Raw genomic sequence first — 15,244 nt, 5'->3', positions numbered from 1 at the left:
ACAGCCCCGGGGCTGTCTCCCCGAGGTAGCGGGGCCTCGCACGGCGTGCGTCCGCTGCGGAAGCCACGCGAAAGGGTCACTCTCCCCAGCGGGTAGCAGCAGTGGCCACCACGCCTCTCACCAGCGGGCTCGGCTCCCCGTGCCAGATGATGGTGAGCGCGTCCCTGGCCCGTGTCGCGGCGACGAAGAGCAGTGATCGGGCCCGCTTGCACTCCACCTGGTAACGGGCCGGGTCGGTACGGCGCAATGCCTCCACGGAGGCCCTTGGGACAAGGCCCTTTTGTACGCCCGCGATGACCATCCGCTGATACTCAAGCCCCTTGAACCGGTACATCGTGCCGATGTGCACACCCTCGTCGCCCCGAGGACCGTCGGCCGTGATTTCAGCGGACACGATGCCGTTCTTGGCCAGCCGGGCCACGACTTGGGTGACCATGTCATTCGTCGGGACGCACACCGCGATGTCCTCACGACGGATGTCGTGCCAGGCCTTGACCTGCTCGGTGATCGCGTCCAGTTCCTCCTCGGAGGAGGAGGTGCGTCGCACCACGGGCTCGCTCCCGTACAGAACCGAGCGGTAACCGGCCAGGGTCTCCGCGTCGCCGTCCAGATCGTCGTAGCGTTCGTCGCCGAGCACACCGAGGGCGGACTTGAGGATTTCGCGGGTGGTCCGGTAGCTCAAAGTGAGCTTGGCGGAACGGCCACGAATGTGTACGCCGAGGCTGCCCAAGGTGACGCGATTGTCGTAGATGCGCTGATGGGTGTCGCCGACGAGGAAGATGTCGTCGGGCCCGGCGGCAACCATGGCCCGCAGCATCTTCCAGTGGACGGCAGCCAGGTCCTGGGCTTCGTCCACGACGATGTGCCGGTATCGATACCGCTGCCAGGCGCCCGTCGCCGCCTCGGCGTGCACGTTGCCGAGACCACCGCGCTCCTCTTTGTCCCGCGCCGCCGCCTCGATCCGTGCCGTGCGTTCCATCTCCAGACGAGCGGCCCGTTCGGCGACCTGGCGGTGGGTCTCCAGATTCCTCTCGTCGAGCCTCTGGGTGAACCTTTCGGTCAGCTGCCAGATGTCGGCCCGGTCCGCGCGGGTGATGCTCCTGCCCCGCCCGGCTCGGCGCGCTTTGAAGTATCCGGCTCGGGAGTTGACCGCCTGGCCGAGGATGACCTGGGTCCACTCGTCCATCAGGAATCCGGCATCCCACTTGGTCTCGCCGGTTTCGAGCAATATCTGCCGCCACTCGTTCAGAGCGCGTGTGTCGTCGATACGGCTCTTGACGCTGCCCGGGTCCGCCTCCCGAACCACCCGGGTCGCCAGCTGGTCGACGTGCGCGATCTCCACCCGGGCCACGGTCTCGGGGCCACCGAGGGCCAGCAGCCGCGCGCGGAGGTCCGCAGCCAGGTTCTTGTTGAAGGTGGTCAGCAGGATCTGCTTGTTGTTGCCGGAGCCCAGCCGGTCCACGAGGTGCTTCACCCGATGCAGGGCGACAATCGTCTTGCCGGTGCCAGGGCCGCCGCCGACCCGGGCCGGACCTGAGTAACGGCGGGTCACGAGCCGCTTCTGGGTGGGGTGAAGGAACACCTTCCAGCGTCCGAAGTCGCCCTCCTCGATGATGCTTTCGAGGTCCTTGTCCGTCGTGATGACCGTGGTGTCGGTGCGCTCGGCCGCCGCCTGGTAGTCCTCCGGGTCGATGTCGTCGACCTCGACCGGTTTGGTGACCTCTTCGAGGACCTGCTGATACGGGGTGTCGCGCAGCCGCAACAGCACCTCGCCAGTGTGCCGCGGAGCGTACTCGACGAGGCCGAGCAGCTCCTCGTCGGAGGTCAGCCGAGCGACGACCGGGATGAGGGGCTCCGCCACGCCGAGCTCCACGAGCTGCTCCGGCTTGACGTCGGCGAACAGCGGACGCTCCTGCACCGGCTGGGGCGTCGCAGCGGCCGAGCGGGACACCGGCGGGCGTCCCTTGCGCAGCACGCCGGACTCGACGATCTCCAGGTCGACGTAGTCGATGCTGCCGGTGACCTGGTTGATCCCGTACGAGAGACGGTCGAGGTTCTCGTACACGTGCCCCCGGTGCTTGACGGCGACCAGCAACCACTCCGACTCGCTCAGGTGCAGCAGGAGGGCCCGGTAGTCGGCGTTGACGCGCGCGGAGTACAGGCGGTCATGGCCCTCGAGCTGCTTCAGCCGCAGGCCCGGATGGCGGGGGTTGGCCCGGAAGTCGTGCTGGAACTTGTAGACGGCACCGACGATCGCACGGTCGAGCTTGACGATCTCCCGGTCGGTCTTCTCCAGCAGGCGCAGCGTGACCTTGGTCGGTGCGGCGGGGATGGGCGTGGTCATCGTTCGTCTGCTCCCGTGCGGTCCGTTCCGGCGATACGTCGTGCGAGGTCGGCGGGGTCCCATTGGAGGGCGGTCCGGGCGTCCCAGCCGGCCGCGGCGAACGCCGCGTCACGGTCGGCCGCCTCGTAGTCGGTGCCGTCGTGCTCACCCGCGGCCAGGACGACGGCTGCCTTGGCGGCGGGCCAGGCCAGCTCGGCCTGCCAGCCGGAGTCGTTCAGCTCGTAACCCGCCTCGGCCGCTGGTACGCCCATCTCGGCGAGACGGCGGGTGAGGTCGAGCAGCCCCGGTTCCTCTTCGTCGAGGAGGGGCAGCACGTCCTCCCAGGCAGCGTCCCTGGCCGCCCGGGGCCGCCCGCCTGCCTGTCCTCCCACGCCCGCGGCGACCGAGAGCTGCGCGGCGTCGAAGAGCGGCAGCTCACTCGCGGCACATTGCCGGGCATCGCCTTCGCCCTCGGCGAGGAACTGGATGAGGTTGCCCCAGTACAGCCAGGCCTGCCAGCGGTGCTGGTGGGCCGCCGGATCCTTGGTGACGGCCTCGGAGCTGTCGTCCAGGACGGCGAGCGCGGTCCAGGCCGCGGCCACGGGACCCGGTGTCATGTCGACCGCGAGGACGAGCAGGCATCCGCTCGCGTCGGTCACTCTTACCACCTGAACAGGCCCTTGCCCGCCAGGCGCGTCCTCCTCACGAAGGCACTTGTGGATCCGGGTAGCCGCGTCCTGCACGGTCGTGGCCGTCCGAACCGCTTCCGGCAGCGCGATCAGACCGGACAAGGCTGCCTGAACACGCAGTCGCCACCGCCGCAGATCGGGATCGGCGAGGAACTTCAGCAGGGTGACCACCGGGTTCTGCCAGACCGTGTCGCGCAGCTCACGCGGATCGCCACCGTACTGTCCTTGGAGGACCTGACCCGCGATCCGCATGGCGTTGTTCTGGTAGGGCTCCCAGGCCGGCCGGGCGCAGGCGGCCTTCTCCCCGTCCCAGCGGGCCAGGTCGGTCCAGGTCAGCTGGAACACGATCCAGCCCTCGGCACGGAGGCGGGCCCGGCGGGCCGCATCCTCGGCGATGCGGTTGTGGTCGGCCGAGGCGTGGTACTGGAAACCGTCGAGGTAGACCGCGACGCGCAGGGGGTCGGCGTCCAGCCTGCGGGCCACGAAGTCCGGGCGGGTCCAGCCGAGGTCCTCCTGGGGTTTGATCTGCCAGTGGACGACGGTTCGCCCGTCCGGTCCGGTGAGCCTGAGGTCCGTGGCGATGGTGCCGGACGGGTCCTGGGCGTGCCGGACGCTCGCCTGGGTGTCCTTGCGGCGGGCCCAGGCCACGAGGCCTTCCAGGAAGCGGGCTTCGAGTTCGCTCTCCACCTGGCGCCCCAGAGGGATCTCATGGGTGGCGGAGACGGGGGCGATCTGCCAGCCCTCGACCGCGTCGCCCAAGACCTCCCGCAGCATGCCGAGCGCCGCGACCCGGCTGACGTGTGCGTACTCGGTGCCCGAGACGTGGCTCAGCAGGCATCGGTGGCAGGCCGCCTTCCCTTCCTCTTTGCAGGGGCAGGTGTCGATGCGGTGGCGTGCCGCCACGAGAACGTCCCGGAAGGTGGCCGGGTCGGCGAGGCGGTGCAGATAGCCGGTTCCGCCGGGAAGGGTGTCGTACACAACGAGGAAGCGACGCCGGATCTCGCCGCCGCCCGACTGGTCGGGCATAGAGGCGACGACGGCCTCCAGGTGGTCGGGGTTGCCGCCGTAGGTCTCGGCGATGCCGGCCCGCAGCAGCGCCTTGAAGGAGGACAGCCGCTCCTCCACGTGGGTCGTGGCGGCGGGCAGCAGGATGCGCAGGGCCTCGGTGTGCAGTTCGTGGGCGAGCAGCAGGGAGACGTCGCCGTCCGGGCGGCCCCGGCCCCGGAAGCGCGGGCACCAGGGGCGGTGATGGGACCGGTCGGGGCGGCGGGCGAGAGACGGGCTCAGGGCGTCCGGGGACTGGTCGGGCGCGGGCCGCCCCTTCGCCGTGGCGCCGCCGCACTGGGTGCACACGTAGAACGGGTTGAGCCGGACGTCCTCCCCCGCGAAGGAATCGGTGGCCGGGACGTCGAAGCGGGTTTGCCCGAGGTTGAAGGCCCGGACCGCGGCCCGGCGGCTGAAGTCCCAACCGAAGGTCGCCTGTTGGTGCCGCCACGCGGACTCGATGTCCTCGGTGGGGATGTCCACGGCCGTGACGACCGTGTACGTGAGCCTCTCGCGGTCGTCGGACTCGTCCCTGACCCGGGCGTCGTCGCGCCGGTCCCGGGAGGTGACGCGGGTGGGCTGGAGCACCCGGTGCAGACAGCCGCGGTCGCCGATGGCAGTGCCGTGGCAGCGCGGGCAGGCAGTCGTGTCGTCCTCGGCCCGGTGCGTGCGGACGTAGCCGCAGCTGGGGCACACCCGCCACACCAGCCACTTGGGGCGTTCGGCGCTGCCTATGTCCAAGCCGGAGATCCGGTGCTTGTACCCCTTGAAGTAGAAGTAATTTCCGGGCGCGTAGTCCGTGAGCGCCAGCCGGGCCGCCCGCTCATGGCTGACGACCTTGCTGTCGTAGGTGGTGTTCCCGTCCTCGCCCTCCCCGGTCCAGGTGAGGGTCGCCTCCAATTCCGTGCCACCGTCCACCAGGCTGTAGTTGGGCAGCAGGCCGAGATCGACGAGGGTGCCGTGGGCGCTCTCCCGGCCGATCTCGGCGAACCGGCGGGCGACAGCCGCCCGCTCGGCGCGCAGTTCGCGGTCCTGCCGGACGTGGTCGGGGTCGCCGGCGATGAGCTGGGAGCGGGCCTCGTCGATCGCGGTGAGGCGGGCGCGCAGGTCGGCCAGGCGCTCCCCCCAGGTGGTGGCGGCTCGTTCGACAGCCGGGCGCAGTCCTTCGGTGGCAAAGGAGCGCAGGGCCACGGCTGTCTCCTCGTCCACGGCGGCCACGTCGTCCTCGTCCGTGAAAAGGACCAGGAACTCCTCCACGAGGTGTGCCCCCCGGGCCAGGGCCGCGTCGGTGAAGTCGTGGAGCCATCCGGTGTCGCCGAACAGCGTGGAGGCCAGTCGGGGCAGCGGGAGAACCTCGGGAGCGCCATCCTCATCGGGGCCGCGCAGCAAGCCGCGGGCCGCGAGGTCGACGAGGCGGGCCACGTACTGGCGGCGCAGGATCTCGGCGGCCGACAGGTAGCAGCCCGGCGGGTGGATCTCACCCGCGATCATTTGCCGCGGCTCCTGGAGGTAGTAGAGGTCGCGCGGGCCACGGTCGACGAGGGTGAGGAGGTAGGCGTTGCCGCTTGAGCGTCCGGCACGGCCGACTCTCTGCACGTAGTTCGCGGGGCCCTTGGGCAGGGAGGCGAGCACCACGGCCGACAGGGCACCGATGTCGATGCCGAGTTCGAGCGTGGGGGTGCAGGACAACACATTGGGATCGGTGTAGTGGGTGCCGCGCCGGAACTCGGCCTCGACGGCCTCCCGTTCCTTCCGCGTCAGGGCGCCGGTGTGCTCGGCAGTCACCACGGTGTAGGCGCCGGTCTCCCGGTACAGGCGCCGGTAGTAGTCCTTGGTGTAGTCGCGCAGCCGGGCCACCGACTCGCTGCCGAGCTCGGCGGCGCCCGCGAGCAGTTCTCCCGGGCACTGGTAGCGCGGGCAGGGCTGACGGTGCCAGTCGTCCAACCGGTCGGGGTGGACCGTCTGCTGCCAGGAGCATACGGGGCAGCGCGCGTAGGCGTCGCCCACGATCTCGTCGGCGAGTTTACGGGCCCGGATGTGGCCGGGCTGGAGGCCGTAGACCCGGGTCGCGCCGTCCTTGGCGATGTGGGCGCAGAGGATGCCTGCCTCGACCAGGCGGGGCAGCAGGGTGCGGATGAACTCGGCGGCCGCGTCGCGGGGCAGACCCAGACAGCGCGTGGTCCAGTCCTGGTACCAGTTCTGCGCCGAGCCGAGGGTGTCGAACTGTGTCCTGTCCTTGGCCCGGTCGAGGAGGAAGGCGGGTGCCGAGATGCCGGGTGGGAAGGCGGGCATGCCCGACGGCCGTCCGCCCCATACCAGCCACCGTCGTACTCCGGCCTCGTCGAGCCAGGGATCGAGCCAGCGGTGGCGTACGGCGCCTCGGATGCGCAGCCGTTCCAGGATGCCGCGGATGTAGCCGCGGAAGCGTTCCTCGTCCGGGACGGTGCCGTCCGGCAGGGCCACCAGAGCCGGAGTCCGCTGGAGCAGGTCCCGGACGATGTCGGTGGCCTGCCCGGGATCGGGGAGGTCGACCTCGGCCGCGGCTGTGCGCGTCAGTTCCAGGGTGCGGCCCTGGCGGGAGCGCAGGCCGAATTCGAGGACGGCGGCGAACGACAGTCGCTCACCGACCAGCTCCCAGGTGGCGCGGCTGCCCTTGCTGCGGCCCGATAGCAAGAGGTCCACGCCGTGGATGTCGTGCAGGGCCGGGGGTGCTACGGCGGCGAGGACGTCACGGTCGACGACCTCGGCCAGGCAGTCCGCCACGATGTCGTTGAGCGGCCGCGCGGTCTCCTCGTCCAGCTGGGCCGCCAGCAGGGCGCGCAGGGAGAAGTCATAGGCCCGGTTGGCGACGAAGCCCGCGCGGTGGGCGGCGTCCTGCACGGAGTCGTTGAACAGCAGTGTGCGCCGCTCAAGGCCGGGCGCCAGCTCACCGCCGGTGAACAGCTGGGTGATGGAGGCGGCGGCGAGGGGGGCGAGTCCGCGGCCGAGGAAGCGGATGGCGTTGCCGGTGGCGCAGTTGGGGCAGCGGTCGTCGGCGGCGGCCTGGTCGTTCATCAGGTCGACACGGACGAACGCGGCGTCCCGGAGCCCCTTGGCGGCATGAACGCCGTAGGCGTCGGGGCGTTCGAAGTCCTTGTCGGGGTCGATGGGCCGGATGCGTCCCTGTTCTCCGTCGAGGACGAAGACCGAGCCGCGCCGTCCCGTGTCCTCGGCGGAGGCGAAGGCGGACCGGTGGGCCTCGGTGACCGTTGCGGCGATCAGCGTGCGCACCAGCCGCTTGTCCCTGCTGAGGGACGCCTGCCGGATCTTTGCCGGGCTCATCTCCAGTTCGGCGCGGTCGTGTTCACGGGATAGGGCGGCCCAGCCCGACCGTCCGCACTGGCGGCAGTGGACGGCGGGCAGGAAGACGTTCGCCGGCGGGACGGCGGAGTCGAGGGCCGCCGCTGCCTCGGGCTCATCGGCGACGGGGCCCTCGCCCGTGCCGGTGGAAGCCGCCTGTTCCTCCTGGGGCCGGTCTTCGTCCCAGCGGAACTCCGGCCTGGGCCCGATGCCGCGCAGCACGCGCGAGACCGACCGCACCCACTGGTGGACCTCCACTGTCAACAGCGGTCGCGGCCGTGCCGCCGTGCTGTCCGGGCCCTGCGCGACGGACAGGAGGGCGATGAAGCGGGACAGGGCCTGCGCGGCTTCCTCGGGCTGCTGCTGGACGGCCACGCCCCAGTGGTAGGCGTAGCGCGGCAGCGCGTCCATGATCTCAGTGCGGGTCTTGGGCCGTCCGTCGAGGATTTCGAGGACGGCCGCGGTGAGCCTGTGCGTACGCAGGATTCCGCCCAGTTCGACGGGGGTCGGCGGGCGGTCGCGGTGCTCGTCGGGCCGCCGGGTGAAGGCGTCCACGAGGCGGTCCATGGCGTCGGGGTCGCGCAGGGGGTCTCCGAGGGTGATGACGTCCTGCGGGCCCGGGAAGGGCAGGGTGAAGTCCGACTTCCCGGCGAACTGCTGGACGGTCATTCGGTCCTCGCCGACCACCGAGTCCGGGCCGAACGGCGTGCCGAAGACCTGGGCCGCCACGTCGAGGATGGTCCCGCCGCCTTCCGCCGCCGGCAGGTGCGGGGCCCCCGTCACGGCGGGAGCGCTTTCGCCGAGAGTCGCCGAGGTGGCGACGGGGCACACGTCGCCGAGCGGGCGGCCGGGCCGCGCCTTGCCGGTGGCGGCGCCGAGCCGTCGCATCAGCATGGCGACGTCCGTGCCCTGGGCACCGTCGTAGGTGTGGAATTCGTCGACCACGACGTAGGCGAGGGCCTCGCCCTGCCACAGCGGGACGTCCTCGGCGCGCTGAAGCAGCAGGTCCAGCATCTTGTAGTTGGTGATGAGGATGTCGGGCCGCCCGCCACGGATGCGCGCCCGGTCCGTCTGCACGCGCGCGTAGCCGGTGGCCGGCTCGTCGCCGATGTAAAGGGCGGCTGACACCTGGGCCAGACGCGGGTCCTTGAGCTGTTCGTTGAGACGTTGCGCCTGGTCGGTGGCGAGCGCGTTCATCGGGTACAGAAGGATCGCCTTCACACCGTCGCGACCGGCCGCGCGCTCGCGGCGGCAGTGGTCGAGCACGGGCACCAGGAAGGACTCAGTCTTGCCCGATCCCGTGCCGGTGGTGATCAGGGTCGGTAGAGCGGACCTGCGAAGAGTGGACAGGCGCTGCCAGGCCTGCGCCTGGTGCCGATAGGGCTCGAAGCCTTCGGGCACCCAGTCGAGGGCCGACTTCCAGGCGTTTCCAGCCGGTTTGAAAGGCGTGCGGATCCTCAGATACGGGCCGCGGAAGATGCCTTCCTGCTCATGCCGCAGAAAGTCCTCCAGCGCACGCCGTTCACCCTCGTCCGCGAGAGCGAACGTGGTGGTCAGGTACTGCGTGAGGCTGTCCCCGACCTGTTCGGCGGCGAGAGTGGGGCGCACCGGGTGGCTCCTTGTCCTGAATGACGGCTGGTACGAAGTGTCCTATAGGGCTGCGACATCTCATACGGCTCGAACCAGCAGGTCGGCCGGGATGCCGGCGACCGGCGGCGGCTCCCGATCCCCCTCGTACCCGAGGTGGAGCTCTTCCCGCGCGCGGGTGAGGAGTACGTAGTACGTCATCCGCAGCGCGGCCGCTCCCGGGTCGCCGCTGTCGGTGTGGATGTCGGGCACGAAGACGCTGTCGAACTCCAGGCCCTTGGCGCTGGCCCGGCTGATGACGCGGATCCCCGGCCGCTCCAGGTCGAGCGTGCGGTGGCGGCCCTCGGCGGCGGCACCGACGTACACCTGGGAGCGCAGCCGGGGCGCGACGCGCTCCAGGTGTTCGTGCAGGGCGAGTTGCTGTCGTGTCGAGCGCAGGACCACGCCGATGGTGCGCCGCGGGTACCGTTCGGCGTGCGCGACGAGCTGGGACACCAGGGCACGCTGGTCGGCGTACCGCCACAGCCGGGGGACGGGCCCGGTGCGGGACGGCAGGGGCGGCGGGGTGGCTCCGGTGTGGAAGCGGGCGGCGAGGGCCGCGACGGGCCGGGTCGAGCGGTGACCGGCCGTGAGCTGGTGACGGGCGCAGTCCCGCAACGTCGTGCTGATCTCGTCGAGGGTGGACTGGGTGTCGGTGATGCGCTGGCACTCGTCGGCGAAGACGGTGACGGGGACGCCGAGCAGTCGGCACAACCGGTAGAAGGGGCGAGGCAGGTCCTGGCCTTCGTCCACGACGACGGCGAACAGCTCGCCCGGCTCCTCCACCGCGGCGAGGGCGAACAGCTCGGACCAGTCGAACCAGTCCTCGGCCGTCTGCGGGGCTCCTTCGCCGGTACGGGCCCGGTGCCAGGCGTGGATCCACGCGTGCACGGTGGAGATCTCGACGTCCCCGCGGACCGCCAGCGTCTGGCGCAGCAGGTTGGACCGGGTGAGCAGGTGTACCCGCACGCCGGTGAGGGCGAGCAGGCCGGCGCGCTGGGCGGCGAGGACGCTCTTGCCGGAGCCCGGCGGCCCAGTGACCAGGTGGTGCCCTTCGAACGGCAGGTCGCGCAGCAGGTCCTGCTGTTCCTCGCTGAGGTCCAGATAGGTCAGGCTCACCGGTCGCCGTCCTCGATCTCCCGGACGGCGAGCTCCCGGGCCGCCGTGATGACGTCCTCGAAGTAACCGGGGACGCCCGCCCCACCGACGAGAAGCACCCGGTCGAGCAGGGCGTTGCCGGTCTCGCAGCTGGTCTCGGGCAGCAGACAACAGGCGTGGCAGGCCGCACGGTTGAGATTCGCGTAGCCCTGTCCGCTGTGTTCGGCGCACAGCGGGTCGGCCGAACACCAGGCGGCGGCCTCGGTCAGCCGCAGCAGGGTCTCGGCCAGCTGGGGCGGCTCGCCCTGGCGGACCAGGCCACCGAGGGTGCCCTCGGCATCCCCCGCCGCGGTGTAGACGAGGACGCCCGCCTGTGCGTTGCCGCCGGACCGGGCGTACACGCGTTCGCGCAGGGAGGCTGTGGAATACCCGGACTCGAAGGAGAGCTGCCGGACCAGGAGGTGTGCGAGGGTGTGCAACAGGACGAACCGGGGCAGCAGGTCGGGGCCGGTGAGGGCTTCGAGCCGGTCCTTCTGGAACGCCCGATCGAGGTCGTCCCGGAGCCCGCGCACCCGGTCGCGTACATTGCGGTCCCGCTCCCACTCGGCCAGTCGGCGCTCGTCGAGGGCCAGGAAGACTCCCTCGCCGAAGACCTCGACAGCGGGCAGCCAACGGGCCCGTCGGCCGGTGTCCACCGGCACGAACCTGGCGGTCGGGGTGACCCGGCTGAAGCCCTGGATGGCGCGCACCTCACGGAGCCGCTCGGCCACGACCACGCGGGCGATCTTGTCCCGCAGATCGACCCATGGCGCCTCGGTCTCGTCCGCGAGCCCGAGCCCGAGCCCGACGTCCCGGATGACGAAGTCCCGGGTGGGTTCCGGCGCGGGGGCGATGAAAGCGGCCCATTCCTCGCTGCTCAAGTCCGGATACACCACTTGGTGGGGGGGACCCCCCGGGTGTTCCCCCGGCCCGTCGGCCGGAGCGCCCGTCTCCTCCGCGAGCAGGGCGTCGAGAAGGACGTCATCGGCTCCCGTGTCCTCGGTGATCATCGATCGGATGAGCGGGGCGCGCGGGCCGTCGGGCGCCTTGCACAGGGCGAGCCACATGTCGTGGAGGTGTACCCGTTCGGCGAGGTCTCCGTCCGTGGCGGACTCTCCGTTTTCTGGGATGTCGAGGGCCGAGTGGACAACCGGGTAGTACAGGTTGCCGGCGGTGCGCTGGACGATCTGCACAGGCCCCGGGCAGTCCTTGGCCGCTTCGCTCCGCCGCTGCCACGGGTTGCGCCCCGTGCATCGCATTCGCTTGGCCCCGAGGACGTCGAGCAGGTCACGGGACGCGTCACGGCACCCGTCGGCCGTGCATGCCACCGATAGGGCTTCCAGGCCGGTCGCCCGCTCTTCGAACCGGAACCGCAAGTGGTCTCGGTCAGGACAGGTCTCCCGTTGCTCCGGCATGAGTTCGGAGTGCGCCCAGTACCACCAGTCGACGTCACCGAGATGCCCTGACGGGCAGATCTGGACGAACCGCATCGGAGTGAGCTGTCGCTGCGGTGAGCAGCTGCGGCAGCGCGGCGGCTGGCCGGGCCGCTCATCGGCGACCCTCCAGTGCGTCATACGCCGGCACGCCGGGCAGAACAGCCAGGCGGGAAAGCGGATGTACGGCGGTCCGGCGGCGTCCGGGATGTCCCAGGCGTCGTGCGGGGCGGGCGGCGCAGCTCGGAAGCCGCTGACGCCGAGGCGCGCGGCGAGCCGGGGCGAGGAGACCGCCTGGTGGGCGCGGGGCCAGTCGCCGACGCCCGCGGCGACGAAGGACTCGCCCTGGACGTCGAGGACGGCTCCTACTCCGAAGGGCACCACGGTCTGTGTCTGGCGCACCCGGCGGCGGCTCATGCGTCGGCTCCCTTCACCACGACCTGGCATTCCCGGTCGACGTTGCGCATGGAGTGCGGGGTCTCCCACAGACCTCCGCCGCGGTCGAAGTCGCGCAGCAGGTTGTGCTGCCCCTTGCCCTGGGTGCGGTAGTGCAGGCGCTTGCCGTCACTCCGCGCCTGCCGCGCCGCTTCCTGCCAGTCCTGGAACAGCCCGAAGAGGTCGTCGCGGACCCCGGCCGCCGCCGCCGGGTCGCTGCGCCTGACCCATTCCACGAGCCGTTCCGCCTGGGTGCTCACATCGGCGACCCGGTCGAGGACATCACCGGCCGCGTCCTCGGCGCTGAGCCCGAGGCCGTGCCGCACGAGCACCACGAGGGCCGCGTGCAGGGCGCGTCTGCGGGAGGGCACGGACCAGGGCGTCACGGTGGTCGGCTCGACGTGCCGGTAGAGGGCGGCGTGGTACGTGCCGAAGGTCTCGTAGTGCGAACGGTCGCGTGGTTTGGTGGCGTTGAGGAAGGTCACGACAAGTCCGGGCACGCCGTGCCGTCCGACCCGGCTGGTGGCCTGGATGTACTCGGCGGTGGCCTTGGGCTGGCCGAGCATCAGCATCAGGGCCAGGCGCTTCACGTCCACGCCCACGGAGAGCATGTTGGTGCAGGGCAGCAGGGAGATGGTCGCCGGATCGTCCCAGGGCTTCTCCAAACGGTCGAGGACAAGCGGCTGTTCGCTACGGTTCAGGCTGCTGGTGAGCTCCTGCACCTGCCCTTCGGTGAGCACCCGCCGTTCGGTGACCGGCCCGATACCACCGAGCTGGGCGGGGATGTCGTCGGACGCGGCGGTGACAGTGCGGCCGAGTTCGCGCAGGCTGTGGTGGTAGGCGACCAGGGTCCAGTAGTCGTCGCGGTGCTCCTCGGACAGCTGCAACGGCCCCTGGAGAAGAGTGGCAGCGGTGGCGACGGTGGCGCGGCCGGCGGTGTGTCCCTGTGCCATGACCCCGACGTACAGGCGGCCGGGCCGTTCGGTGTCGGGCTCGGCGAAGTAGGAGGAGCGCGCGTCCAGGCCGGCGGGCGGGAAGAGCTGCACGGGTCGCCCGTACAGTCTGCGGACCTGTTCGCCGGAGCGCCGGATGGTCGCCGTGGAGGCGACGATCTTCGGCCCCTGCTGGGCGGGCGAGCACAGTTGCAGGATGGCCGCCTCGTACAGCCCGACGGTGGTGCCGAGAGGGCCGGTGAGCAGGTGCAGCTCGTCCTGGATGACGAGATCGGGCGGCAGGGCGCCACCGCGGCCGAAGAGCCGTCCGGCGTCCCGTTCCCAGGCGAGCCGGGCGAACTTGTCGACCGTGCCGAGGACGAAGGTCGGGGGCTTGTCGTAGAGGTGTGCGTCGACGACGGCCACGGGCAGCTTGCCGTGGAAGGCGCAGTCGTCGCGGGGGCAGAAGAACCGGAAGGACGAGGCACGCGCGTCGATGCCGTAGTCGGAGCGGTCCGGGGACTTGCGTTCGGGCACGATACGGGTGCCGCACCAGGGGCACCGGTCGAGGATGAAGCGGTCGTCCGGGGTGGCGGCGGCACGCACGTCGTCGAAGGCTTCCACGGCCGACTGGTAGGAGTTCGGAGTCGTCGCCTCGCCGACCCACAGTCCGATGGAGAACGGTTCGCGTCCGAGTGCCGCCGGATCGGCCCGCCTGAGGCGTTCCAGGGCGCATACGGTGGTCGCGGCGCGCTGGAACTGTTGTGTGGTCAGCAGCGACAGCGTGTACCGGCTCAGCACGGCGGTCCCGCCGCCCGAGGTGCCGCGCGGCCGGAGTCTGCGCAGGACCATCACGAAGGCGGCGAGCAGCAGATACGCCTCCGTCTTGCCGCCGCCGGTCGGGAACCAGATCAGGTCGACCGTCTCCCGGTCGGGATGGTTCGGGTCGGCCGCGCCTTCCAGCGCCATGAGGAAGAAGGCGAGCTGGAAGGGCCTCCAGGAGGCTGCCGGGTCGGGGGCCGGTTCCAGCTGTACGGCCGCACCTCGGGCATGCCGCTGGCCGGCCTGGTCGGGTTCGCTGTGCCGCATCTGGAGCGCCATGGCGGCGTTCGCGGCACGGAAGGCCCGCCGCAGGTCCTCGTTCTCCTCGGCGCACAGGGCCTGTACGCCGGTTTCCATGCGTTGTACGGCGGTGCTGATCCGCCCCAGGATGCGCCGGGCAGCGGGCCGGGCCGAGGAGGGCACGTCCGTGGCCCACTGGCTGTCGCTCCAGCTGCGATAGCCATCCACGAAATCGGTGAGTTCTCGGCGCAATTGAGTTACGGGGAGCGTGTCGTCGGCGAGCCGCTCCAGCAGCAGCACGGGGGCTTTCGGTCCCGCCGCCCGCACCCGGGGCACCTCGGTCTGCGGCATCACCTCGGCGTGGACACACGTCACCCGGCCGTCGCCCGTACGCTCTTCCCGAGCGCCGCAGCCATGGCCGATCGCGTAAGTCTCGACGTGCCGGTACTGAAGGCGGAGTTCCTGCTCCTCCTCGTCACGGCTGGCGAGCCGGACACCGGGGTACGGAAGAACCTCTCCGTCGACCGGCTCGACGTCGAGCCCCACCTGGAACAGCATGCTGTCCCACTGCCGCTCACGCTCGGCGGCGCTGAGGGACTGACGGGGCGCACGGGCCGTGTTGACGAGGGCCACCGTGACCAGTCGGCCGTGTCCGAACGTCCGCCAGGTCATCCGGATCCCACCACACCCGCCGAAGACGAGGACGCCCGACTCTCCCGGCTTGAAGGAGCGCGACTCGGCGGGCAGCGGAATGCGCTGCCAGCGGCGCCGGCCGTGCTCGTCGCGCTCGGTGAGGTAGCGGGCGCCCTCGGCCGTGACGCGGAGTTCGGTGGCTGTGGTGAACAGGGACAACCCGAGGGAGGAAGGAAGCCAGGAGTTCGCTTCGGGCACGGGGTCGTCCCGTTGGGCGGTGTCCTCCCGCTGGTCCTCCGCGCCCGGCGCGTCGAGCACCTCGGCGGCCAGCGTCAACTGCTGGTGCAGGTCGACATCCTGGGGGTAGAGGGTGCCCATCAGGTACAGCCGGTCGGGCGGGGAGGCCACCGTCTCGCGCTCGCCGTGAGCAGGTCCGACGAGCTGATCGCGTACGAACGCGACGAGTTCTTCTCTGGGTCCCATGACCCCCGCGTCCCCCATGTTGCCCCCTGATGACCGAACGTACCGGTCCGCAAGATCGTATCCGGCATATGCCGGACGGCGCTCACCGGATCGGAAAATCGCTCACAT

At 70.9% G+C, this 15,244-nt stretch carries 5 protein-coding genes; all 5 read right to left on the bottom strand.

Features of this window, described 5'->3' with window-relative positions; translation table 11 throughout:
- Positions 1-76: 76 nt before the first annotated feature.
- From ACZ6JY_RS03740 to ACZ6JY_RS03720, 5 genes are read right to left on the bottom strand one after another with little or no spacing between them, the layout of a single operon-like run.
- A complete protein-coding gene (locus tag ACZ6JY_RS03740; protein ID WP_469191836.1) occupies positions 77-2,344 on the bottom strand; it encodes a UvrD-helicase domain-containing protein in 2,268 nt (755 codons plus the stop codon).
- Positions 2,341-9,003 carry a DEAD/DEAH box helicase gene (locus tag ACZ6JY_RS03735; protein ID WP_469191834.1) on the bottom strand — a complete coding sequence of 2,221 codons (6,663 nt, stop codon included), beginning with the start codon at positions 9,001-9,003 and terminating at the stop codon, positions 2,341-2,343. The genes ACZ6JY_RS03740 and ACZ6JY_RS03735 overlap by 4 nt, the downstream gene beginning before the upstream one ends.
- Positions 9,004-9,063: 60 nt before the next feature.
- On the bottom strand, positions 9,064-10,140 hold the full coding sequence (locus tag ACZ6JY_RS03730; RefSeq protein WP_469191832.1) for an AAA family ATPase: 1,077 nt from the start codon (positions 10,138-10,140) through the stop codon (positions 9,064-9,066).
- Complete coding sequence (gene drmB, locus ACZ6JY_RS03725; RefSeq protein WP_469191830.1) at positions 10,137-12,008, bottom strand: DrmB family protein; 1,872 nt, start codon at positions 12,006-12,008, stop codon at positions 10,137-10,139. The genes ACZ6JY_RS03730 and drmB overlap by 4 nt, the downstream gene beginning before the upstream one ends.
- Entirely contained in the window at positions 12,005-15,136 is a 3,132-nt protein-coding gene (locus tag ACZ6JY_RS03720) for a helicase-related protein (RefSeq protein WP_469191828.1), read from the bottom strand. Before ACZ6JY_RS03720 ends, drmB begins: the two co-directional genes overlap by 4 nt.
- Positions 15,137-15,244: the final 108 nt, after the last annotated feature.

This window comes from Streptomyces sp. NPDC046335, assembly GCF_055587985.1.
Note: the sequence above shows the minus strand (reverse complement) of the source record. Positions and strands in the feature narration are given on the sequence as shown.